Genomic DNA, 23593 nt, shown 5'->3' with positions numbered 1-23593 from the left:
TATTATAAACTCCAGTATTTTCTGCTCGTTATTTTATTCCGGTAAGTACCTTTTAAATCGGCAATTAAAGCGTGATGTTTTGTAATGGAGGAAAAGTAAGCATCGTCGTAATCAGCGTACGAATTGTGCGGAACGCTGACCATCACCACATCGTAATCGTTGTCTAACTCTTTCGTCAAATGAATGCCGTATTCCTCTTCAAGTTCAGCTGAGTTTGCGGATGGATCGTGTACAAAAACATTCAAATAGTATGACTTTAAAGTCTTAATCACGTCGATCACTTTTGAATTTCGGATATCACTTACGTTTTCCTTGAAAGTAGCACCCATCACCAGCACCTTTGCTTCCTTTACATTATCTGAATGAGCTATTACATGTTGAATAACTTTCTTAGAAACGTAATTTCCCATATTGTCATTGATGTACCTGCCGGATAAAATGACTCTTGAATTAAAACCTAGTTCCGCTGCTTTGTAAGTGAGGTAATAAGGATCGACTCCAATGCAGTGTCCGCCAACAAGGCCTGGAAAGAATTTTAAAAAATTCCATTTTGTTCCTGCAGCCTCCAGTACTTCGAAGGTATTTATGCCCATTCTATCAAAAATGATAGAAAGCTCATTCATCAAAGCAATGTTTACATCGCGCTGTGTATTCTCAATAATTTTTGCAGCTTCGGCCACCTTAATGGAAGAAGCGCGATGCACTCCAACTTTTACGATCAGTTCATATAGTTTAGCGATCTCTTCCCTCGACTCTTCATCGCACCCTGACACAACTTTTATAATCGTGGACAAAGTATTTTTCTTATCCCCCGGATTTATTCTCTCAGGCGAATAGCCAATTTTGAAATCCTCGCAAATCTTCAGTCCGCTTTGCTCCTGTATTATGGGCAAACAATCTTCTTCTGTGCAACCGGGGTAAACTGTAAATTCATAAACAACATAATCTCCTTTTTTGATCACTTTTCCAATTGTCTCAGAAGCCTTTTGCACAGGCCTGAGATCGGGAACATTATGGGAGTCAACGGGCGTTGGTACTGCCACAATAAAAAAGCTCGCTTCCTTTAGCACCGAGATAGAACTGGTAAAAACAATATCAGTGTTTTCGAAATTCTTTGCCTGCATTTCTCCACTAGGGTCGATGCCCTGGCGCATCTGCTGCACACGTGCTTCATTTATGTCGAAGCCAATTACAGATAACTTTTTCGCAAACTCCAATGCTATTGGCAGACCCACATACCCCAACCCAATCACAGCTAGTTTTGCATCCTTATTTACAAGGGATGAATAAATTTTCATTTCTATTTAGAGAGATTAAGAGCATTTCTATAAGTCATAACTACAATCAAACGGTTTTAAAAGCCTGTTATTATTTGTTTATAAACTTAAGCACATGATCGGCTACATACTGCAACTGCTCCTCATCCAACTCAGTATGCATAGGTAAAGAAATGACCCTTTCTGTTAGCCAGTCGGTCACTGGGAGATTGTAATCGCTTCCTCCAAAAGCAGCAAACATCTTTTGCCGGTGTGCGGGCACCGGGTAGTAAATCATCGAAGGAATTTGTACCGAAGAAAGGTATTTGCTTAACTCATCCCTGTCCACACCTTCTACCAATATTGTATACTGGTGATAAACGTGATTAGTGAAATGAGCAGTTTTAGGTACCGTAATGTTTTCAACGGAAGCAAAGGCGTTATCATAAAATGCAGCCGCTTTTTGCCTTGCTGTAATGTATTCGTCAAGGTATTTCAACTTCACATTCAACACTGCCGCCTGCATCGAATCAAGTCTTGAATTACAGCCGACCATCTCGTGGTAGTATCGAACTTTTTGGCCATGATTTGCAATCATCTGTAATTTTTCTGCAAGCACATCATCGTTAGTGAAAATGGCTCCGCCGTCTCCGTAAGCGCCTAAATTTTTAGAAGGATAGAACGAGGTCGTTCCAATCGTGCCCATGGTTCCGGTCTTTTTTACTGTACCATTAGACAGCGTATAATTACATCCGATCGCCTGCGCATTGTCTTCTATAACGAACAAATTATGCCTCGATGCTATTGCCATAATTTCTTCCATGTTCGCTGCCTGTCCATATAAATGTACCGGCACAATCGCTTTTGTTCTTGGCGTGATAGCCGCCTCTATGGCAACAGGATCAATATTAAAAGTTGCCTTATCTACTTCAACAAAAACCGGCTTTAATTTAAGCAAAGCTACCACTTCGGTGGTGGCGACATAAGTGAAAGAAGGAGTAATTACTTCGTCACCAGCCTCCAGCCCCAGCGCCATCATTGCTATCTGCAATGCATCTGTTCCATTGGCACAAGTGATGGTATGGTTGACGTTAAGATATAGAGAAAGATTTTTTGCAAACTCACGAACTGGAGTGCCGTTGATATATGCGGCGCTATCGAGAACTTTGTGAATACCCGTGTCTACCTGGTCTTTAATTTTTTGGTATTGAGTCTTAGTATCCACCATTTGTATTGGCCTCATATCTCGTTTTTTGGATGCGGGCAAAGCTACATTAAAAAGCCTTTTAGCACACTTGCCCGAATATTCGGTGGGGGAAGGTTTATTTTTGCTGGAAACCATCCAGTGAACAGTGGGAAAACTTCTCTATCAAATCTTTACAGGGCTTTATCCTTTCGTGATAAAAGTTGTTTCACCTTTTAATCCGAAAGCAAGACTTTGGGTGAGTGGACGGGAAGGAGTGCTGCTAAAAATGCGGGAAACAATCAATGTAAGCGACAAGATAGTTTGGATGCATTGCTCTTCTCTCGGAGAATTTGAACAAGGAAGACCACTACTAGAGAAAATCAAATCACACTTTCCTTCGTATAAAATACTACTTACCTTTTTTTCTCCGTCAGGATATGAAGTAAGAAAAGATTATGCAGGAGCAGATTACATTTTTTACCTGCCCTCTGATAGTAAAAAAAACGCCGCGCAATTCTATGATATTGTAAAGCCTCAATTGATTGTCTTTGTAAAATATGAGTTTTGGTATTATTATCTCTCCGGGGCAAAAAGAAGGAACATTCCTTTACTGCTTATTTCTGCTATTTTTAGAAAAAGCCAACCTTTCTTTTTAAACTACGGAAGCTTTCATAGAAGCATGTTGACTTGCTTTACGCATCTTTTTGTTCAAAATAACCAATCAATTGGTTTGCTTAATACGATAGGCTATACTGAAAATGTAACCTTATCGGGAGACACCCGATTTGACAGGGTAATTGAAATTGCAGAAAGCTTTCAACCAATTGCTTCAGTTGAAAATTTTTGTCAGGGTTCGAACGTGATTGTTGCTGGCAGTACTTGGTCAGAAGATGATAGAGAATTAGCTCATTATGTTAATTCCAAAAGTGCTCTGAAATTCATTATTGCGCCTCATGACATCAGTAAAGAGCGACTGCAGGAATGCTTGAAACTATACAAAAACTCCACATTGTTCTCAGCCCTTAACAGCACTTTGCCTCCAACTAAAATCAATACTATTATCATTGATAATATTGGAATGCTTAGCCGACTGTATAAGTATGCTACCATTGCTTATGTTGGCGGAGGGTTTGGAGCAGATGGAGTGCACAACGTATTAGAAGCTGCAGTCTACGGAAAACCGGTTATCTACGGACCGGAATACTCAAAATTTAATGAAGCAATTGAACTGGTTGAAAGTGGTGGCGGTATTAGTATAAAAAATGGGCTGGAGCTAGAAACAACCCTCGACACCCTTTTAAAGAATAATGAAAAATATGCTGAAAAAGCTCAAAGCGCTCTGCAATATGTTTATAGCAAAAAGGGGTCGACGGAAAAAATACTTCAGTTCATTTATGAAAATCGCCTCTTAACCAATTGATCAAAAGTTTTTACAAGTTCAAGCGAGGTATCCCAGCCCAGCTTTACCTTAAGCTCACGCTGAATCCAAAACTCGGCCTCGGCAAAAATGTGGAAGGTGTTAATGGTCTTAATGGAGCGCTCATACATCGTCTCATCGCCCCTAAAAAGTTCGCTGATAAACCGATGCCTGTCATTGATGCTAATAGCTTTTTTCAAATCGCGGATAGGTGCTTCCTGCAAAACTGAGCTCATCTCTGCTTTATTCTGCTTCAGTTTGTCATTTAAAGAGGCGGCCGTTCCTTCTGCCACCATCGTATCATTCAACTCGTAGCCAGCTTTCTGTTGATGAGCTAACGTGGGCACTTCTAAAACAGGGTCTAAAGCCCACGGACTTCTTTTATCTTCCTGCGATGGGAAAACCTGGTGCCATGGCTTTTGCTCTACAAAATGCGGTATGGGCTCCGGTTCAGGTCTTGGCGTTGGCATTGGGGCTGGTTCAGGCAACGGAGACTCAGGTACAGGCGTTGGTTCAGCCACAGGTTCAGGTTCCGGCTCTGGCCTGGCAACAGGCTTATATAGATCTTCAGTGGATAAATTAGGAAGAGCTTCAGCGTTTATAACGGCAGCGCCAGGTACGCTCACTGAAACCTTTTTATTTTGAATTTCGCTAGACTGACTAACGGCAATCAACAATTCATTGTGTAGTAACTGGGCTGTAACAAGCATGTTCTGTACATCTGCTTTCTGCGATAGCTGCTCCTGCAATTTATTTACCAAAACGCCCACTCTTTCCATCGGAAAATATACTTTTGAAGTTTCGTTAGAGTTATAAAATTTAAAATTACTAACTCTTTGCGTACAACAACAAGTTATATTAAGAATGTTTATTGAACCGAATATTTCAGGTGAACGGCGTGGTTGGATCGAAGTAATTTGCGGCAGCATGTTCAGTGGAAAAACCGAAGAACTCATCAGAAGATTAAAAAGAGCCAAAATTGCTAACCTGAAAGTCGAAATTTTTAAACCTGCTATTGATGTCCGTTACGACGAAACTGATGTAGTAAGTCATGATTCAAATTCTATACATTCTACTCCAATCGATAATTCACAAACCATTTTATTGCTGGCAAACGACGTTGACATTGTAGGAATTGATGAAGCTCAATTTTTTGACGATGAAATTATTAATGTCTGCGAAAAACTGGCGTTGAAAGGCATTCGCGTGATCGTGGCAGGTCTCGACATGGATTTCAAAGGACGACCATTTGGGCAAATGCCAAAGCTGCTTGCAATTGCTGATTTTATTACAAAGCTTCATGCGATCTGTGTAAGGTGCGGTCATCTTGCAAACATTTCTTATCGCAAATCGGCAGAAGAAGGCCAGGTGTTATTAGGCGAACAAGATGTATATGAACCAAGATGCCGAAAGTGTTACAATGAAGGACAATCGAGGCTGGTAGGATCTGAACATAATTAGTTTTTCGTGCCGGACTGTTATCCCTGGTTTTACATCCTTGCGTCGCACTACGTTCATCTGTTGTTTTACTATTGAGCTTTTTATCATGTTTTGTTTAAAACTGTACATTATTTCGTTTACGTCATTTCTAAAAAATGCCCTTTTAAAGTGAATAGCTTTAAGACCATAATAGCCCTGTTGAAAAAAGATGTACTCCTTGAGATAAGGCAACAGTACAGCTTTTATGGTGTGCTATTATATGTTATCTCAACCATCTTTGTTTTATACCTCGCGATGGGCCAGCCCGAAGATGATGTATGGAACGGGCTGTTTTGGATGATCCAATTGTTTGTTTGCGTAAACGCTGTCGCCAAGAGCTTCCTCCAGGAAAGCAAGGGAAGAATGTTGTATTTCTACTCTGTAGCAGGGCCGGTAGATTTTATCCTTTCTAAATTACTCTTTAATGCATTACTCATGCTCGTTATGAGCATCATGAGTCTTTTACTGTTCCTTGTGTTGATGGGTAATCCCTTAAGGCAACCTTTTCAATTTGTAGGGTTGGCAACTTTAGGGGGAGTAAGCTTAAGCTTAGTTTTTACCTTTTTAGCAGCAATTGCTTCAAAAGCTCAACAGCAGGCTGCGCTGATGGCAATTCTTGGTTTTCCCATCATAATTCCTCAATTGTTACTCTTAATGAAGATTGCCACTATTGCTTTTTCGTCCGTTATACAAGCAGGTCTTGGTCAAATGGTTTTGCTATTGATAGGGCTAGATGCAATGGTAATCGTTCTCGCAATTATTCTTTTCCCATTTCTTTGGAAGGATTAATCGGGCATTCTCCGGACTGCAATTTTAGCATTGTTATTTCTGACATTGAAACCCTTTCCCCTATTTTTGCTCCTTAAAATTTGAGAAGGCTGAAAAAGGGGCGTTGCCTCTATAATTCAGCTTAAAATAAAATTACCATGATTAGAAAGTCCTGGTGGAAAACACTTACCGCAGTACTGCTGGTTTATACATTTATAGCAGGCTTTCTTATTAAAGTTCCACACGTAGGAAATCTTTACGGTTCTATAAGAAACTTCTTCTTCCATGTGCCGATGTGGTTCGGTATGATGGTTCTCTATACGGTCTCAGTTGTCTATGCCATTAAGTACCTACGCAATCCTACCATCACTTCGGATATTTATTCAAAAGAATATGCAAAAGCAGGTACCGTCTTTGGAGTTTTGGGGTTGGTTACGGGTGCCCTATGGGCTAATTATACATGGGGAGAAGCGTGGAGTAATGACCCAAAACAAATACTTGCTGCTATTGCCCTCCTTATTTATGCAGCCTATTTTATATTAAGAAATTCCGTTCCCGACCTTGACAAAAGAGCAAAGCTTGGTGCGGTATACAATGTATTCGCTTTTGCCATGCTGTTTCCTACACTTTGGATAATACCAAGAATGGTAGAAAGCCTGCACCCTGGCGGACAGGGGGTTGAGGGTAACCCGGGGATGGGTGGCGGAAAAGACCTTGATGCAACGATGCGAATTGTATTCTGGCCTGCAGTTATTGGCTGGACACTGCTAGGCGTATGGATTACTACTTTAAGAGTAAGATTTGAACATTTAAAAGAAAAACAACTCGTAAATGCCCAACTATAAAAAGCTTGCATTGTTTGCAATTTCATTTTTTGCTTATGGATTTGCCATAGCACAAACTTCCGCCTCAACCACTGCAGCAAATGAAGGTGGAGTTATGAGAAGCGAGGGGAAAATATATGTAGTAATGGCTGTGGTAATCACAATACTTGCTGGCTTGCTCTTTTATATTGTAAGGTTGGATAGAAAAATAACCAGGTTAGAAAAAGGAAATGTGTAACGACTACCTCTGTCTAAAGCTTGCATTAAATTGACTACAACAATTATTCAAATTTTGTCGTTTACCCAAATACCTCTTAAAAAGCTCAATAACGTTTTGCTGCACAAGGGAGTGACACAACGATGTTGGACAGAGTACGATTGCCTGTGTCAGGACAAATAAGAAGAACTTTTTTGCCAATATGAAAATTTAAAAGGAGATAAAAATGATAGTATCCGCTGATTATAGCTTTTTCGACAGCGTCATAAGAAGCTTTGATAAAGCTGCAAGATTTACTAGTTGGGATCCCGGAATTTTAGAACAAATAAAAGCCTGCAATAGTATTTACAGTATGAAGTTCCCGGTGAGAATCGGGGAAAATATAGAAGTGATTGAGGCTTACCGTGTACAGCACAGCCACCACAAGTCTCCGTGCAAGGGCGGTATTCGATTTAGCATGGAGGTAAACCAGGACGAAGTGATGGCGCTTGCCGCTTTAATGACGTATAAATGTGCAATCGTAAATGTGCCTTTTGGAGGGGCAAAAGGGGGTATAAAGATTGACCCTAAGAAATACACCGCTTTTGAACTTGAAAAGATCACCCGCCGTTATACTTCAGAATTAATTAAGAAAAATTTTATTGGTCCGGGCACTGATGTTCCAGCGCCTGACTATGGAACTGGTGCAAGAGAAATGGCGTGGATCCTCGATACGTACGTCGCCATGCACCCGGGAGAAGTGGATGCAGCAGGCTGCGTAACAGGTAAGCCAGTGTCTCAAGGCGGAGTTCGTGGTCGTACAGAAGCAACCGGAATGGGTGTATTCTTTGGTATAAGGGAAGTGTGCAACATGGTTGACGTCATGTCAAAACTTGGCTTAACAACGGGCGTTGAGGGAAAAACTGTGGTTGTCCAAGGGTTAGGTAATGTTGGTTATCACTCGGCCAAATATTTTAGAGAAGGAGGAGCAAAAGTAATTGCCATTGCAGAATGGGAAGGTGCTATTTATAATGCCGATGGCTTAAATGAAGAAGAAGTTTTTCAACATAGAAAGACAAATGGTACAATCTTAAACTTTCCAGGTGGAACTAACCTACCTCTGACGTCTGATGCACTCGAATTGGATTGTGATATCTTAATTCCTGCGGCCTTAGAAAACGTAATAAACGGTCAAAACGCACCAAGGATCAAGGCAAAAATTATAGGAGAAGCAGCTAATGGGCCGTTAACGCCGGAGGCTGATGAAATATTATCGCTAAAAGGTACGCTGGTTGTACCTGACATGTACCTAAATGCCGGTGGGGTAACCGTTAGTTACTTTGAGTGGCTGAAAAACTTAAGTCACGTTAGATACGGAAGGCTCGAAAAGCGTTTTACCGAAAATATGAACAAGCATATAATAGGTCAGATGGAAGATCTTACGGGGAAGACTGTTGATCCAAAAGAAAAAACGTTCATTGAGCATGGTGCTGATGAAATTGATCTTGTTCACAGCGGCCTTGAAGAAACTATGGTAACTGCAACCCGCGAAATAATGGATGTTTGGAAAGCTAATCCTGAAATTCCTGACATGCGTACAGCCGCTTACGTTTGTGCTATTAATAAAGTTGCTACCAGTTATGCTGAGCTGGGAATTTTCCCTTGATCATCCTCACAAATAGATTTGAACATCCTCTCAAAAAGGGGATGTTTTTTTATTTGAAAAAGTAGCGACATTAACCTAAACTTTATACTTTCATTAGCGTTTTATTGGTATTTTTAGAACTCGTTATCTTACTTTTATAACATTAATATTTCAGTAACATTCTTCTAAATCATCCCAATTAGTTTATCTACTTAAAACTTTTATATTCGCAGTGCTTATGAAATAAACTTTACAATAATTATCTTTTCTTCACGTTTATTACGAGTTAAAATGTTTCAAATGCACAAAGTTTTGCGTCTAAAAAATTTCACCATCCTTCTTGGAGCAGTTGCGTTAATGGCGTCTTGCAACAAAAACAAGGGCCCAAAGTCAGACATGACAGGTTGGAAGTACAATGATAAAAATATGGGCGGTTATAACGTTGCGAAGGCTAAAAACGTTAAGACAGGTCCGGGATTGGTGTTTGTACAAGGTGGTACTTTTACCATGGGCGCAACTACTGAGGATATTATGGGCGACTGGAATAACATTCCACGTCGTGTAACCGTGAACTCCTTTTTTATTGATAAAACTGAAGTTGCAAACGTTCACTATCGCGAATACATTCATTGGATTGAAAGTGTTTTCTCTGATCCTCAGTATGATGCTGTTGTACAAGGTGCCAAACCAGATACGCTGGTTTGGAGAAGTGAATTAGCTTTCAATGAACCTTATGTAGAATATTATTTCCGCCACCCTTCTTACAATTTTTATCCGGTTGTTGGTGTGAGTTGGAAACAAGCTCATGATTTTAGTATTTGGCGTACTGACAGGGTTAACGAGGGTGAGTTGATCAACGCGGGTTATCAAAATAAAAATACTATTAAAACAGAAATGGCGGGTGGAGGCCAGGAAAACTTTAATACAAAGGCTTACCTAATGGGCGAATACCAAGGCGTACCTGGTAAACCGAAGAAAAATGCATTGAAGGATGCTCAAGGTCGTCCTCGTACACATGTAAACTTTGATGATGGTATCTTACTACCAGGTTATCGTTTGCCAACCGAGGCCGAGTGGGAATATGCTGCTTTAGGATATATCAATCAAAACCCGCAAGTTCGTAAGAGCGAGAAAAAACGTGGTGAAGAGAATAATACCAACAGGCAGATCTATTCATGGCAGAACGATGGATATGATAATCTTCGTGCTACTCGCCGTGGTGCATGGCAAGGTAGTTTCTTAGCAAACTTTAAACGTGGAAGTGGTGATAATATGGGAGTTGCTGGTGGTCTAAACGACCGTTCTGCTATACCAGCGGAGGTTACAGCCTTCTTTCCAAATGGCTTTGGAGTTTATAATATGAGTGGCAACGTGAGCGAGTGGGTTGCTGATGTCTATCGTCCTTTAACTAACCAGGAAGCTGATGATTTTAACCCGTATCGTGGTAACCGATTCCAGAAGGTTGATTTAAGCGGTGGTGAAGGAAACTTGAGAGATAGTTTAGGTAGAATTAAAATGGTTGACGAAAACGACTCAACACTTAGAATGCGTCGTAACTACCAAAGATCATACGCAATTAACTACCTTGATGGAGATAGTACAAGCAACGTTTCATATGGTTATGGACTAACAACTCTCGTGAGTGATCAATCAAGAGTTATTAAAGGTGGTAGTTGGAATGACAGAGCCTATTGGCTTAGCCCCGGCACACGTCGTTTTCTTGAAGAAGATCAAAGTAGCAGTACAGTGGGTTTCCGTTGCGCCATGATTGCGCCTGGCTCACCAGAAGGAAATGGCCGTAAAACTGGTAACTTCTTCCCTAAACGCAGACAAAAGAGATAAGGAAAAGGTAAATACAAAACAAAGAGCCATCCCATTCGGGATGGTTTTTTTGTTTACAAAAAATCGAAGGTAAAAGAGCCAAACTGATATTCCTTATCAATAACTTTCTTCACTTAGGCTATTCCCCTCGATCCTTTAATTGTCCTTCTCTATTTTTGCTCTTATAAATCAACATTTTGACTACAGAACAACTATACGAGCTTTTCCTTCAACATCCTTCCGTTCAAACAGATACTCGGAAATTAAAAGAAGGAGATATATTTTTCGCACTTTCAGGACCAAATTTCAATGGTAATCAGTTTGCCTTAAAAGCAATTGAGAGTGGCGCTTCTTACGCGGTGGTTGACGAAGAAATAGCAAATGATGATGGAAGAATTCTTAAAGTAGACAATGTACTGGAGAGTTTACAGCTACTTGCAAAACATCATAGAGAACAATTTCACATTCCATTTATAGCTATTACAGGTAGTAACGGCAAAACCACTACAAAAGAATTGGTAAGTGTAGTTTTGTCCTCGCATTATAAAACGTACACTACTCAGGGTAATTTAAACAACCACATTGGGATACCTATTACTTTGCTAGGAGTAGGAAAGGATGCGCAGATGGCAGTAATCGAGATGGGTGCTAATCACCGGAAAGAGATTGAAAGCTATTGCAGATATACCGGACCTACTCATGGTATTATCACAAATTGCGGCAAAGCACACCTTGAAGGATTTGGCGGAATTGAAGGAGTTAAAAAAGGAAAAGGCGAACTTTTTGATTATCTGCGCCTACATAACGGATCTGCTTTTCTTTTTAAAGACTACCCTTATCTACAGGAAATGGCCACAGGTGTTGATTCTATTATTACTTACGGAACTTCAAATGCACAAGTTACCGGACGTTCAATCCCCTCAGATACTTTTCTACGGGTGGAGTTGACCGGAAATGATCAAGCTATTATTCAAACGCAACTTGTGGGGGACTATAATCTCCCGAACGTATTATGTGCGGCTGCGGTTGGAAGACATTTTAGTGTTCCAATTGAAAAAATCATAAAAGCAATAGAAGATTATGCTCCGGGAAATAGTCGCAGCCAGATGCAGGTTAAAGGATCGAACCACATTATTCTTGATGCTTACAATGCCAACCCCTCAAGTATGAAAGTGGCAATCGAAAACATAGCAAATATTAAAGCTGGCAAGAAAGTATTGATGTTAGGGGGGATGATGGAACTGGGAGAGGAAAGTGTCGCGGAACATGAGAATGTTTTGGACCTCATTAAGAAAAACCAATGGGACCACGTAGTTTTAGTGGGGGGTGATTTCGCTAAAATCAGTCATCCCTTTATTTACTTTGATAGCTCGGCGGCAGCGGCAGATTGGGTAAAGAAAAAGGGAATTAAAGACAGTTATATATTAATTAAGGGCAGCAGAAGTGTTCAGATGGAAAAAATTGCGGAAGCACTTTAATTCTTTTTGTGCTGCTTTTTCCAGATTTACAGGTATAAATATTGTTATACATTCCTTGAGATTTTTCATAAAAAAAATCACTCTTACTATGAATACAGCAGCAAAAGAATCATTTGGAGAAATTATAAAAGGTAACACCCCCGTGTTAGTTGATTTTCATGCTGAGTGGTGTGGACCCTGTAAAATGATGAAACCGGTTTTAGAAGAACTAAGGCAAATAATGGGTGACAAAATCAGGATCTTAAAAATTGATATTGATAAAAATCCTAAGCTTGCGAGTTCTCTCAATATCTCCGGCGTGCCGACGCTTATGTTATTTAAGCAGGGGGAAACTTTATGGAGGCAATCAGGCGTCTTATCAGCGAAACAATTACAATCAATTGTGAACCAAAAAGCAATGGTATAATGGTCTAAAATGGTTGGTAAGCGAATGATTACCTTGCACCTATAAGTTTATTTTATGACAGAGAAAAACAGGAGGCCGATGTATTTGTGGGCAGTCCTTACAAACAGATGTCCAAGATGCCGAGAGGGAAAAATATTTGTTACTGAAAATGCGTACGACTTCAAGAACAATTTAAAGATGCATGAAAAGTGTCCTGTTTGTGGTCAACCTACAGAAATTGAAGTCGGCTTTTACTATGGAACCAGTTATGTTAGTTATGCGCTTACCGTTGCTTATAGCGTAGCTACTTTTGTTGCCTGGTGGGTTTTGCTTGGTTTTAAATTATTCGATAACAGCATTGTTTACTGGATCATTTTTAATGGCGTTACCCTCCTACTTCTGCAACCACCGTTTATGCGATTGTCCAGGTCTTTGTGGTTGAGTTGGTTTGTTAAGTACGACTCCGACTGGAAAGAAAAAAAGGCTAGCGAATATGAAAGGGTAGTTAAAGAGCAAATGAATAATTGGTAGCCGCTATTTTTACTCCACAAGTGCACACGTCCACGCTCCGGTCTTATTTCTAAAACATCCGTAGTAATTGCTTACAGTTGTGCTGGAAGTCTTACCTCCCTCCTGCTCACAAATTTTATATTGGGTCTTGACCGGGTAGATCATAGCCCCTGCCGGCGCAAATGCAAATTTTATTTCCAACACATTTGCAGCTGTTACGCTAACAGTATTTACGTACGGGCTTTCAGTAGCCATCGACAAAAATGTGATCCCTGTTCTTTTGGTAGTATTTCCTTTATTGGCAGCTATATAAGACTCATAAATTTTTCTTTTTGCTAACTTCTCTGAAAACCTATCTGCATTTGATACAGGAGGAGCCGGCGGCTCAAAAGAACAATTGTTTACTTTAAGCGTTTTAACCGTATTTATTGCAACTGGCTTATTTTCTAAAAATGTAGCGGTGTCTATATTTCTTATTTGTGTTACCGATACCCATTCATCGTGTTCTGATGTTCTTCCGAGGTAATGAACTTTGTATAAAAATTCAGTTTCCTTATCTATAATTGTCGCCTTTTCCCATTCTCCCTTAGTGTTTACTTCTGCGCTTTTGCCAATAAGATTTACGTTTGATGTTGAAGTGTTATTCTTAATGAGTGCAAGATTTGCAACCATTGAATCGCTGCTAGCTGCAGTTGTATTGGAAGTATTGATTTGAGTATCTTTTTTCTCCTTGTCAATAATTGCCTTTGAAATGTTCAAAGTATCAGGTGTCTTCTCTTTATTCACTTCATCCAGGCTTGTTTTTGAAACTGACTCTTCTTTAACTGAACTAACAAGATTAACCTTTTGATACTGTTTAACCCAATTATCAGCAGTATCAACATTTGAGTTGGTGATGGTAACTACGGGCAAGGAGGGTGTATTAGTAGTGCTTTTTGTTTTCGGCTCGACAATAGTGTCGGAAGAGGCTGAACTGATAGTTGCCGCAGGACTTTTGATTTCAGCAGTACCATTAACAATAGCTGTTTCTGACTCTGCAGCCTTCTCCTTAATGGGTTGACTTGCAACAACCGCTGGAATTGCACTTATCGCAGTGTCTTTATGAATTTCTCTTACAATAGTATCACGCTTTATTTTATCAGCAGATCCTGTCAAATTAGAAGCATCTAAACGAGTCTCACCTGTTTTTGTCACATTCGGAATGTACACCTTATCCATTTCGGTAGAGTCATCGGGATGAGCAGCATTTGCAAGATCCTCCTTCATTTTTTGAGAACTAGCTCTTGCAACTGAATCTGCCTTTTTAACCGCTTCCTCTAACGTTGGCCCAGGGGGAGTGGGTTTGGCATTTGGGTTAGGTATTATAGATGCAGGAATAGCTTTATCGGTTCTATTTTCAACGCTTCGTGCAGTGGAAGAGCTTTTGGCAACAGGTTCGGTAATGCCTTTAGCCAGGTTCGCAGCGCGCTCCTCTTCTTTTAGGCGGTTAGCATTCTGCTTCATCCTGGTACCGGTCTGTCTTTTCTCCTTGAAATAGATACAGTCACATTCTTCCGTTGGGCCTTCTCCGTAACACTTTAAGATTTCCACTTTCATCCCTCCGCCAACATCTATTTCCTCGTGGTTTCTGTAGCTCTGTTTTGTTTGAGCGGAAGAAGAAATTGATACGACTGAAAAAATTAGTTGAAAGATAAAAATCAAAATATTACCACCACCATATGACTTCACACTTGCCATGATCTTCTTTATATTATTAAACTACTCTTACCGTCAAAAATTGTCTTAGGTTTTTGAGATAATCAAATATTCACGCGCGAACAATCATTAACAATTATCTAATGCCTGAACGATGTCGTTTAAAATATCATCCTGGTGTTCGAGGCCGACAGAAATTCTAATAAGTCCAGGGGTGATATTAACAGCTAGCCTTTCTTCCTCTGTCAGTTTCGCGTGCGTGGTGCTAGCGGGATGAGACGCAATACTTCTCGTATCGCCAAGGTTTGCAGTTAATGTGAGCATTTTTAAATTATTCAAAAAATTCCGCCCCGCCTGCAATCCTTCTTTCAATTCAAAACACACAATTCCACCGCCATTTTTCATTTGCTTTAGGGCAATGTTATATTGAGGATGACTTGGAACAAACGGATACTTTAAGCTTGCAATTTTTGCATGATTTTCTAACGCATTAGCAATATACAGGGCGTTTTTTGCATGCCGCTCCATTCTTACATCGAGCGTTTCAAGACTGCGACTTAAGACCCAGGCATTAAAAGGCGACATAGATGGACCAGTACTTCTGCAGAAAGCATGGATGTCCTTTACAAGTTCCTTCTTACCTACCACTATTCCACCCAGGACCCTACCCTGCCCATCTATCCATTTTGTTGCCGAGTGAACCACCAGGTCTGCACCAAAATCAATTGGCCGCTGGCCGAGAGGAGTTGCAAAACAATTGTCTACATTAAAAATGATGTTCTTTTCCCGTGCAATCGCAGATACCAATTCAAGATCTATAATGTCAAGCCCTGGATTAGTAGGCGTTTCGATGTAGATCATTTTAGTATTTGGCCTGGTTGCGGCCTTCCATTCTTCAGCACTTGCATCCGCGTTGATGTAGCTATATTCTATTCCGTATTTAGGTAAATACTTTGAAATAACGGTGTGGGTACTTCCAAAAACAGCATTACACGATAAGAGATGGTCACCGGTTTTAAGTAATCCCATAAACGAAGCAAAGACTGCGCTCATACCTGAGGAAGTAGCAAACCCTGCTTCCGCGCCTTCGAGTGCTACCATTCGGTCGGTAAACTCCTGCACCGTCGGGTTGCTAAAGCGGGAGTAGATATTATTGTCGTTTTCATCAGCAAATGTTGCGCGCATTTCCTCGGCATCATCATAGCAAAAACTACTGGTCAAAAACAAAGGCGATGAATGCTCCATCTCATTCGTCTGATCTGTTCTTATCCTAATTGCTTTTGTTATCGGGTGCTGTTCCATGAAAATTGGTTTAGTGGTTCGGGCTAATTCTTATCGATTATGGAAATTCGAAAAAAGTAGCCAGAATAATTAAAAGTACAAGTGTGTGACACAACGATGTTGAGTGATCTTATGCCGCTGGTCAAATAAATCCTAGGAAGCACTAATTGCAGGCTCCGGAGTTGTCACTCTCACATCCCAGGTAATATTGCTGCCGGATTTACGTAATGTTTCTGCAACAGAGCAATACTTATCCATAGAAAGCGCGCACGCTCTTTTTGCCTTATCAATATCAATATCGCCCTTTAGTTCAAAAACAATGTTAACGGTTTTCCATAACGAAGGCTCTACTCCTGCCTCGCGCTCACCTTCTATCTTCATATCAAAACCCTCTACTATCTGGCGCTGCTTTTTTAAGATCGAAACAATATCAATGCCGGCACAGCCACCCATCCCCATTAGTAATAACTGCATCGGACGTGCTCCAAAACCCTTTCCCCCCGACTCTGGATTACTATCCATACGCACTACATGTCCATTTGAGTCTTTGGCCTCGAAACCAAAGTCACCTTCCACCCGGGTCAATTCTATATTAACCATAATAAATATTTTTGCAAATGTAATTCAAGCAAGCTGTTACTTTGAATTTTGAATATAGGAAGAACTAATGAATTATCTGAACTGCGACATACCTTTTGAGACTGAAAGCGGGGAGAACATAAGTGACCTGAAAATCGCGTATCACACGTACGGCACGTTGAATAAAGAGAAGAACAATGTGGTTTGGGTATGCCACGCCCTTACCTCCAACTCGGCAGTTACAGAATGGTGGCCAGGCTTGGTAGGCGAAAATTGTGTTATCAATCCTGACAAATACTTTATTGTTTGTGCAAACATCATCGGTTCATGTTATGGCAGTACCGGGCCGACAAGCACTAACCCCGCAACAGGCAAGCCTTATTTTTCTACGTTTCCGGCGGTAACCATACGAGATATGGTTAAAGCACACATTATACTGAGACAGCATCTTGGCGTTGAAAAAATTCATTTGTTAATGGCCGGAAGTATGGGCGGATACCAGGCGCTCGAATGGTGCGCAATGGAAAGTGACAAAATTGAAAACCTATTTTTGATTACAACTTCGGCCGCAGAAAGCGCCTGGGGTATTGCTGTCCACACCGCCCAGCGGCTGGCAATCGAAGCCGACAGCTCGTGGCAAGACGAAACCTTTGAGGCAGGGAAAGCCGGATTAAAAGCGGCAAGAGCCATCGGCCTTCTTACTTATCGGAATTACAAGATACTAGTCGAAAGACAAACGGATCCGGATGCGGAAAAAACTGACAACTTTAAAGCTTCTTCCTATATAATTTACCAGGGCGATAAATTGGTAAAACGATTTAATGCGCAAAGCTACTGGCTACTCACGAAAGCGATGGACAGCCATAACCTTGCGAGGGGAAGAAATAAAACGCAGGAGGAGGTGCTTCAATCGTTGGAACAAAGGGCCTTGATCATGGGGATCACAAGCGACCTTCTCTGCCCCGTTGATGAGCAAAAGCATATCGCTGATAATATGCCTAACGCAACCTATATTGAAATCGACTCTTCTTATGGCCACGACGGATTTTTGATTGAAGCCGGCAAAATATCTATGCACCTGGGCAAGTGGCTCAGCGAAGGCTAGAAAGGTTTGAACAAATATTTACCGTTTTGCCAAAACCGTTAAAATAAAGGCAAACAGGCCTGATGTTTCCCGTAACATCTTTCACTTAAATGCAAATGTTTACTTTTGCACGATGGATTTTGCTCAGACATCTGTGATCACCACGCTTCCGGTTATGGAAGCTTTTTATACCATCCAGGGGGAAGGATTTCACCAGGGGCGTGCAGCTTATTTCATCAGGCTAGGCGGTTGTAATGTCGGCTGTTTCTGGTGCGATGTAAAAGAGAGCTGGGATGCCGACAAGCATCCAAAAATAGCAATCGACGAAATTGTTGAGACAGCAAGTAAAGAACCCGGAAGGCTGGCGGTGATCACAGGAGGGGAACCTCTGATGCACAACCTGGACGAACTTACATACAGATTGCAAAGCGAGGGTTTTGAAACTAATATTGAAACGTCTGGCTCATTCCCTCTGTCGGGTCATTGGAACTGGATCTGCGTTTCGCCAAAAAAGTTCAGGCCACCAACTGACGAAGCACTTGCTAACGCGAATGAACTGAAGGTGATTATCTATAATAAAAATGATTTTGCATGGGCGGAAAAGCACGCCGCAAATGTGAGTGCAGAGTGTAAATTATACCTGCAACCGGAGTGGGAGAGAGCGCCTATTATGACACCACCTATCATTGATTATATAAAAGAAAATCCTCGCTGGGAATTAAGTCTCCAAATTCATAAGTACATAAATGTACCCTAACAACACGGAGAAAATTTCTCCTCCGATTTTACGTTTTAATTAAGAAGAACACTTTCATCGCCTTACAATTTAACAGGATCTCTAAAAGAACTTTTACGAACTTCATTCCTATTCGACCGGCAACTATGAAGAACATTTTATTTATCATTTTTTTTAGTCTTTCAATTGGCTCATATGCGCAGGTATACAATGCAGATAAGGTCAATAAAAAAGCTATTGACATATACGAAAGGGCATTGTTAAAGGTGCAGGATGGCCAACTAAAAGAAGCTATTGCAGGTTTAAAAAAAGCCATCGAAACGGAACCCAGATATGCTGATGCCATCCTTTCATTAGCCAGCGTTTACGGCGAAATGAAAGATTATAAAAGTGCTGTTGAGCAATTTGAAAAAGGACGTGCTATTGATACTAACTACTTCCGTTTTTTTTACCTTCCCTATTCTATAAATCTCGCAGGACTTGGGCGTTTCAGTGATGCTCTCAATGCAATTAATCAATTCTTAAACATTGCAGAGTTAAGCGACCGAAGCAGAAAAAGCGGTGAGTACCGTAAACGCAGTTACGAGTTTGCAGTGCAGTACATGAACAAATATCCTGCAACTGATTATGTGTTTGCGCCTGTTAATCTTGGCGACAGTGTAAATTCTGAGAAAAGCGAATACTACCCTTCTATTACCATCAATGACAGCATGTTTGTTTTTACGAGAAGGGGTTCTGGGTTTAGAGAAGATTTTTTTGAAAGCACGATATTGGGAAATAGAAAATATGCAAGATCAAGATTAATAAATGGCGACATCAATCTTGAACCTTCAAAAGGAGCTATCAACATTTCGCAAGATGGAGAATGGTTGATCTTTGCAGGCTATAACTTTCGCGGTGGGTTTGGCGACTTTGATCTATACATATCATACTATACACCAACCGGTTGGAGTGAGCCGGAAAATCTTGGTAGAAATATCAACACCGAAAGTTGGGAAAGCGCCCCGAGTCTCAGCCCGGATAAAAGAGCTTTATACTTCAGCAGTAACAGGCCGGGCGGTTATGGCAACACCGATTTGTATGTTAGTTATCGTCAGCCAAATGGACGCTGGGCTCCCGCAGTCAATATGGGACCTTCCATTAATACGGCGGGTAAGGAGCAAGCCCCTTTTATCCATGCGGACAATGCTACTTTGTATTTCACATCAGACGGGCTACAAGGCTATGGTGGCAACGACATTTTTATCTGCAGAAAAGGGCCAAACAATCAGTGGAGCACGCCCGAGAACTTAGGCTTCCCTATCAACACGATTGAAGATGAAGGAAGCTTGTTTGTCGCAGCGGATGGAAAGACTGCTTTTTATGCCAGTGACAGAAGTGATAGTCGTGGCGGCCTCGATATTTATACATTCGACCTCAGGCCTAATGTGCGCCCGGCAAGAACCTTGTATGTGCAGGGCAAGGTATACGACATAAAAACGAAAAAGGGTTTGCCTAGTGCAGTGGAGTTGGTAGACAATCAAACACAAAAGCTGGTTATGAATGTGCAGACTGATGAAACAGGTGAATACTTCATTACCCTACCAGTGGGCAAAGACTACACTTTTACGGTAAACAGGAAAGGCTACTTGTTTTATAGCCAGTTATATCCGCTAAGTAAGAACCAGCCCGACAGCACTTATAAAAAAGATATTCCACTTCAGCCAATCGAGTTGAACGCTTCGCTTGTTTTAAAGAATATTTTATTCGAAACCAATTCTGCCGAATTGCCCCCAATAAGCCTGATCGAAATTAACCGCTTACTGCAGTTATTAACTGAAAACCCAACGTTAAAAGTTCAAATAAACGGCTACACAGATAACGTTGGTAAACCCGCTGATAACCTTAAACTGTCTGCCAGCCGCGCAAAAGCTGTTGTTGATTACCTGGTAAGTAAGGGCATTAGTTTAACTCGTCTCGCGTTCAAAGGTTTTGGAGAAACGAAACCAATTGCAGACAATACTACCGAAACCGGCCGGGCTCAAAACAGGCGGACGGAGTTTGTTATTACCGGTCAGTAAGAAGAACACTATTTCAGGTTTGAATAATTTAGAGAGGAAAACGACAAAATCTGTTTTCCTCTTTTTTGTTACCGACAAATCGCTGCTATTAGCTTTTGTTGCGTCGCACTCTTGTACTTTAAATCTTTCGTGGGCAATTTTTCCAAATCCTATAAATCCTTCATTTCTCTTTCAATTTAACGTCAGTCGAAAACAACAAGGTGTTGCATTCCTGCCAGAGTTCAGATACATTACTTTCATTTTACAACTTTTATCTGCACCATGCCAAACGACCTGCTTTACCAGATTGCCCTTACTATGATTCCTACTGTAGGACCGGTGCAGGCTAAAATACTTTTAGAATACTTTGAATGTTCTGAAGACATATTTAAAGCACCGAAAAAAGAACTTGAGAACATCGAAGGTATTGGCAGTATAAAAGCAGGCGTCATTAAAAAGTTTGATGATTTCAGAAGTGCAGAAAATGAAATCGAGTTTATTAGTAAGTACAAAATCGAGACCCTTTTCATTAAAGACAAAGATTATCCCCGACGCCTTCTCAATTGTTATGACTCTCCTACTCTACTATATTATCGCGGCAACGCTGACCTTAATGCATCAAGAATAATTAATATTATCGGCACCAGGAACCATACTGATTATGGAAGGCAGGTTGCAGAACAACTGATAGATGAATTGCAAAGTCAACAAGTGATCATTGTTAGCGGGCTTGCTTATGGGATAGATGCGATTGCTCATAAAGCAGCGGTTCAAAACAACCTGCCTACAGTTGGCGTGCTGGCTCACGGCCTTGATACAATTTACCCGGCTCAACATACTGGCCTGGCAAAGCAAATGGCACTGAATGGAGGTTTATTAACAGAGTTTAGAAAAGAAACAAAACCGGACAAACACAATTTCCCGCGACGAAACAGAATTGTTGCCGGGATGGCGGACGCAACCATCGTAATCGAAACTGCATTAAAAGGCGGAAGTATGATAACTGCAGAATTAGCCAACGGTTACAACCGGGACGTGTTTGCCTATCCCGGGAAAGTGACAGATTCAAAAAGTGCAGGATGCAATCATCTCATCAAAAACAATAAAGCTATTTTGTTGGAAGGCAGCGAACAGCTTATCGAGACGATGGGCTGGAGTTTAAAGAAAACGAAGCGACGTCAACAAACAGAATTATTTATTTCCTTAACAAGTGACGAACAAATATTGGTGGACATTCTAAAACAAAAAGAAGCAGTACACATTGATGAAATCTACCTGAAAAGCGGTCTAACCAGCAGCACTGTAGCTGCCTCCATGCTCAACCTAGAATTTCAAAACTTACTCGCATCGATGCCCGGCAAGATGTATAAGCTTTTGTGAAGTATCAAGGCAACAAGGTATCAAGGCAACAGGCATCAAGGCAGCGTCGATGCCTGGTAAGATGTATAAGCTTTTGTGAAGCATCAAGGCAATAAGGCAACAAGGTATCAAGGCAACAAGGCAAACCACCACCTTCTACCCCCGACTATAATTTGGTGCTTCTTTCGTAATTACTACATCGTGTACATGGCTTTCACGCATGCCGGCATTAGAAATTCTTACAAAACGTGCTTGTTGTAGCTCATTGATTGTTTGTGCTCCACAGTAACCCATTCCCGCACGTAGGCCACCGGCAAACTGGTAGACAACTTCGTTAACGCGGCCCTTATAAGCTATTCTACCTTCGATACCTTCGGGGACATATTTTTTAATGTCAGCTTCAACGTCCTGGAAGTAGCGGTCCCCGCTTCCATCAACCATGGCACCAAGTGATCCCATTCCACGGTATTCTTTAAACTGCCGTCCCTCGTAAATAATTGTTTCTCCCGGGCTTTCCTCCGTTCCGGCAAAAATGCTTCCCATCATTACAGCATTTGCGCCGGCCGCAAGCGCTTTTACCATATCCCCGGTAAAACGAATTCCTCCATCAGCAATCAATGAAACACCTGTGCCTTTTAGAGCGTAAGCTGCTTCCATAATGGCCGTTAGTTGGGGAACGCCAATTCCCGCGACAATGCGGGTTGTACAAATAGAGCCGGGACCTATTCCCACTTTTACAGCATCGGCGCCTGCTTCTGCCAGGGCGATCGCTCCTTCAGCAGTACCCACATTTCCCGCTATTACCTGCAAATCTTTGAAATTGCTTTTTAGACTTTTCAATGCATCTATTACTCCTTTACTGTGCCCATGAGCACTATCAAGTGTTACCACATCTACTGATAAATTTTGCAAAGCAGAAGCACGATCAAGCATATCTCTTGTTATACCGAGTGCTGCACCGACCATCAACCTTCCAAAAGTATCTTTACCCGCGTTCGGAAAATTCCGCAGTTGTAAAATATCACGGTAAGTAATCAATCCCACTAATCTTCCGTCGTTATTTACCACCGGTAACTTTTCAACCTTATGTTGACGAAGGATCATTTCTGCCTTTTTAAGATCAGTTCCTTCAGGGGCAACAACAAGATTTTCCTTGGTCATTAATTCGCTCACCTTCCGCTGCTTGTTGCTCTCAAAACGCAAATCCCGATTGGTCAGGATACCAACTAAAGTATTTGATCCATCCACAATGGGAATTCCCCCGATCTTATTCTCCCGCATCAACCTCAATGCATCACCGATAGTAGCATCAGCTGTCAAAGTAACGGGATCGATGATCATAGCACTCTCACTTCTTTTTACTTTACGAACGTGTTCTGCCTGCTGTTCGATACTCATGTTTTTATGAAGAATTCCGATACCACCTTCCCTTGCAAGGGCAATAGCAAGTCTGGCTTCGGTCACCGTATCCATGGCAGCCGAAAGCATAGGAACTTTTAATTGTATTGTCTTAGTAAGCTGACTGGTAATGTCTACATCACGGGGTAAAACCTGGCTAAAGGCAGGAACAAGTAAGACATCGTCGAAGGTTAATCCTTCACCAAAAAATCTGGAAAGAATAACATCGTTGCTATAAGGAGTGGGATTTGTTGCCATGTGCAAAGATAGAGTTGGGACATTATACGAGACAAATAAAAGTTGCCGGGAAAGATGACAGGTGTAGGGTGGAAGGTGGAAGGTGGGAGTGCGCGACATCTGTTACCAGTTTTCAATTTGGTCGTTACAAGTTGCTGCCTTTTGCCTTTTGCCTTTTGCCTTTTGCCTTTTGCCTTTTGCCTTTTGCCTTTTGCCTTTT

The 23593-nt window shown here is 41.2% G+C and carries 21 protein-coding genes; 14 read left to right on the top strand and 7 right to left on the bottom strand.

Annotation, left to right across the window (positions count from 1 at the left end; genetic code table 11):
• Positions 1 to 2: 2 nt before the first annotated feature.
• Together SAE01_RS08930 and SAE01_RS08925 are read right to left on the bottom strand one after the other, a co-directional pair.
• Positions 3 to 1298 carry a nucleotide sugar dehydrogenase gene (locus tag SAE01_RS08930; protein WP_246113191.1) on the bottom strand — a complete coding sequence of 432 codons (1296 nt, stop codon included), beginning with the start codon at positions 1296 to 1298 and terminating at the stop codon, positions 3 to 5.
• A 70-nt stretch (positions 1299 to 1368) separates the two neighbouring features.
• Positions 1369 to 2499: a DegT/DnrJ/EryC1/StrS family aminotransferase gene (locus tag SAE01_RS08925; protein ID WP_174834610.1), complete on the bottom strand. Its 1131-nt coding sequence runs from the start codon at positions 2497 to 2499 to the stop codon at positions 1369 to 1371.
• A gap of 109 nt (positions 2500 to 2608) precedes the next feature.
• Here SAE01_RS08925 and SAE01_RS08920 point away from each other — a divergent pair, with 109 nt between their 5' ends.
• Positions 2609 to 3862, top strand: coding sequence for a 3-deoxy-D-manno-octulosonic acid transferase (locus SAE01_RS08920; protein WP_147203410.1), 1254 nt, complete (start codon positions 2609 to 2611; stop codon positions 3860 to 3862).
• On the opposite strand, the gene SAE01_RS08915 is transcribed toward SAE01_RS08920, so the two are convergent.
• Positions 3835 to 4638, bottom strand: coding sequence for a DUF8457 domain-containing protein (locus SAE01_RS08915; protein ID WP_147203409.1), 804 nt, complete (start codon positions 4636 to 4638; stop codon positions 3835 to 3837). The genes SAE01_RS08920 and SAE01_RS08915 overlap by 28 nt on opposite strands.
• 85 nt (positions 4639 to 4723) lie before the next feature.
• Here SAE01_RS08915 and SAE01_RS08910 point away from each other — a divergent pair, with 85 nt between their 5' ends.
• The 9 genes from SAE01_RS08910 (at position 4724) to SAE01_RS08870 (ending at position 12986) form a co-directional block, all read left to right on the top strand.
• Positions 4724 to 5320, top strand: coding sequence for a thymidine kinase (locus SAE01_RS08910; protein ID WP_147203408.1), 597 nt, complete (start codon positions 4724 to 4726; stop codon positions 5318 to 5320).
• A 147-nt stretch (positions 5321 to 5467) separates the two neighbouring features.
• Positions 5468 to 6127: a heme exporter protein CcmB gene (locus SAE01_RS08905; protein WP_147203407.1), complete on the top strand. Its 660-nt coding sequence runs from the start codon at positions 5468 to 5470 to the stop codon at positions 6125 to 6127.
• Positions 6128 to 6264: 137 nt separating this feature from the next.
• Positions 6265 to 6951 (top strand): cytochrome c biogenesis protein CcsA, encoded by a 687-nt coding sequence (ccsA, locus tag SAE01_RS08900; protein ID WP_147203406.1) that lies wholly within the window; start codon positions 6265 to 6267, stop codon positions 6949 to 6951.
• The gene (locus tag SAE01_RS08895; RefSeq protein WP_147203405.1) at positions 6938 to 7168 is read left to right on the top strand and encodes a CcmD family protein; all 231 of its coding nucleotides are present in this window, start codon (positions 6938 to 6940) and stop codon (positions 7166 to 7168) included. Before ccsA ends, SAE01_RS08895 begins: the two co-directional genes overlap by 14 nt.
• 205 nt (positions 7169 to 7373) lie before the next feature.
• A complete protein-coding gene (locus SAE01_RS08890) occupies positions 7374 to 8792 on the top strand; it encodes a Glu/Leu/Phe/Val family dehydrogenase (protein WP_170234121.1) in 1419 nt (472 codons plus the stop codon).
• Between the two features lie 279 nt (positions 8793 to 9071).
• Positions 9072 to 10613, top strand: a complete 1542-nt coding sequence (locus SAE01_RS08885) for an SUMF1/EgtB/PvdO family nonheme iron enzyme (RefSeq protein WP_147203404.1) — start codon at positions 9072 to 9074, stop codon at positions 10611 to 10613.
• 176 nt (positions 10614 to 10789) lie between these two features.
• The gene (locus SAE01_RS08880) at positions 10790 to 12070 is read left to right on the top strand and encodes a UDP-N-acetylmuramoyl-tripeptide--D-alanyl-D-alanine ligase (RefSeq protein WP_147203403.1); all 1281 of its coding nucleotides are present in this window, start codon (positions 10790 to 10792) and stop codon (positions 12068 to 12070) included.
• Positions 12071 to 12158: 88 nt separating this feature from the next.
• Positions 12159 to 12476 (top strand): thioredoxin, encoded by a 318-nt coding sequence (gene trxA, locus SAE01_RS08875; RefSeq protein ID WP_147203402.1) that lies wholly within the window; start codon positions 12159 to 12161, stop codon positions 12474 to 12476.
• A 54-nt stretch (positions 12477 to 12530) separates the two neighbouring features.
• Positions 12531 to 12986 carry a DUF983 domain-containing protein gene (locus SAE01_RS08870; protein ID WP_147203401.1) on the top strand — a complete coding sequence of 152 codons (456 nt, stop codon included), beginning with the start codon at positions 12531 to 12533 and terminating at the stop codon, positions 12984 to 12986.
• 9 nt (positions 12987 to 12995) lie between these two features.
• On the opposite strand, the gene SAE01_RS08865 is transcribed toward SAE01_RS08870, so the two are convergent.
• The 3 genes from SAE01_RS08865 to SAE01_RS08855 form a co-directional block, all read right to left on the bottom strand.
• Positions 12996 to 14702 carry an MBT domain-containing protein gene (locus tag SAE01_RS08865; RefSeq protein WP_147203400.1) on the bottom strand — a complete coding sequence of 569 codons (1707 nt, stop codon included), beginning with the start codon at positions 14700 to 14702 and terminating at the stop codon, positions 12996 to 12998.
• A gap of 87 nt (positions 14703 to 14789) precedes the next feature.
• Entirely contained in the window at positions 14790 to 15962 is a 1173-nt protein-coding gene (locus SAE01_RS08860) for a trans-sulfuration enzyme family protein (protein WP_147203399.1), read from the bottom strand.
• A 132-nt stretch (positions 15963 to 16094) separates the two neighbouring features.
• Complete coding sequence (locus SAE01_RS08855) at positions 16095 to 16541, bottom strand: OsmC family protein (RefSeq protein ID WP_147203398.1); 447 nt, start codon at positions 16539 to 16541, stop codon at positions 16095 to 16097.
• A 67-nt stretch (positions 16542 to 16608) separates the two neighbouring features.
• On the opposite strand from SAE01_RS08855, the gene metX reads away from it, so the two are divergent.
• The 4 genes from metX (at position 16609) to dprA (ending at position 21759) form a co-directional block, all read left to right on the top strand.
• Positions 16609 to 17625, top strand: a complete 1017-nt coding sequence (gene metX / locus SAE01_RS08850) for a homoserine O-acetyltransferase MetX (RefSeq protein ID WP_147203397.1) — start codon at positions 16609 to 16611, stop codon at positions 17623 to 17625.
• Between the two features lie 112 nt (positions 17626 to 17737).
• Positions 17738 to 18361, top strand: coding sequence for a 7-carboxy-7-deazaguanine synthase QueE (locus SAE01_RS08845; RefSeq protein WP_147203396.1), 624 nt, complete (start codon positions 17738 to 17740; stop codon positions 18359 to 18361).
• A gap of 125 nt (positions 18362 to 18486) precedes the next feature.
• Complete coding sequence (locus tag SAE01_RS08840) at positions 18487 to 20400, top strand: OmpA family protein (protein ID WP_147203395.1); 1914 nt, start codon at positions 18487 to 18489, stop codon at positions 20398 to 20400.
• A gap of 261 nt (positions 20401 to 20661) precedes the next feature.
• The gene (dprA, locus tag SAE01_RS08835; protein WP_147203394.1) at positions 20662 to 21759 is read left to right on the top strand and encodes a DNA-processing protein DprA; all 1098 of its coding nucleotides are present in this window, start codon (positions 20662 to 20664) and stop codon (positions 21757 to 21759) included.
• A 135-nt stretch (positions 21760 to 21894) separates the two neighbouring features.
• Here the strand turns inward: dprA and guaB are convergent, their stop codons facing one another.
• Positions 21895 to 23394, bottom strand: a complete 1500-nt coding sequence (gene guaB / locus SAE01_RS08830) for an IMP dehydrogenase (RefSeq protein WP_147203393.1) — start codon at positions 23392 to 23394, stop codon at positions 21895 to 21897.
• Between the last annotated feature and the right edge of the window lie 199 nt (positions 23395 to 23593).

The sequence above is a fragment of the Segetibacter aerophilus genome, from assembly GCF_007991655.1.
Classification (GTDB): domain Bacteria; phylum Bacteroidota; class Bacteroidia; order Chitinophagales; family Chitinophagaceae; genus Segetibacter; species Segetibacter aerophilus.
Note: the sequence above shows the minus strand (reverse complement) of the source record. Positions and strands in the feature narration are given on the sequence as shown.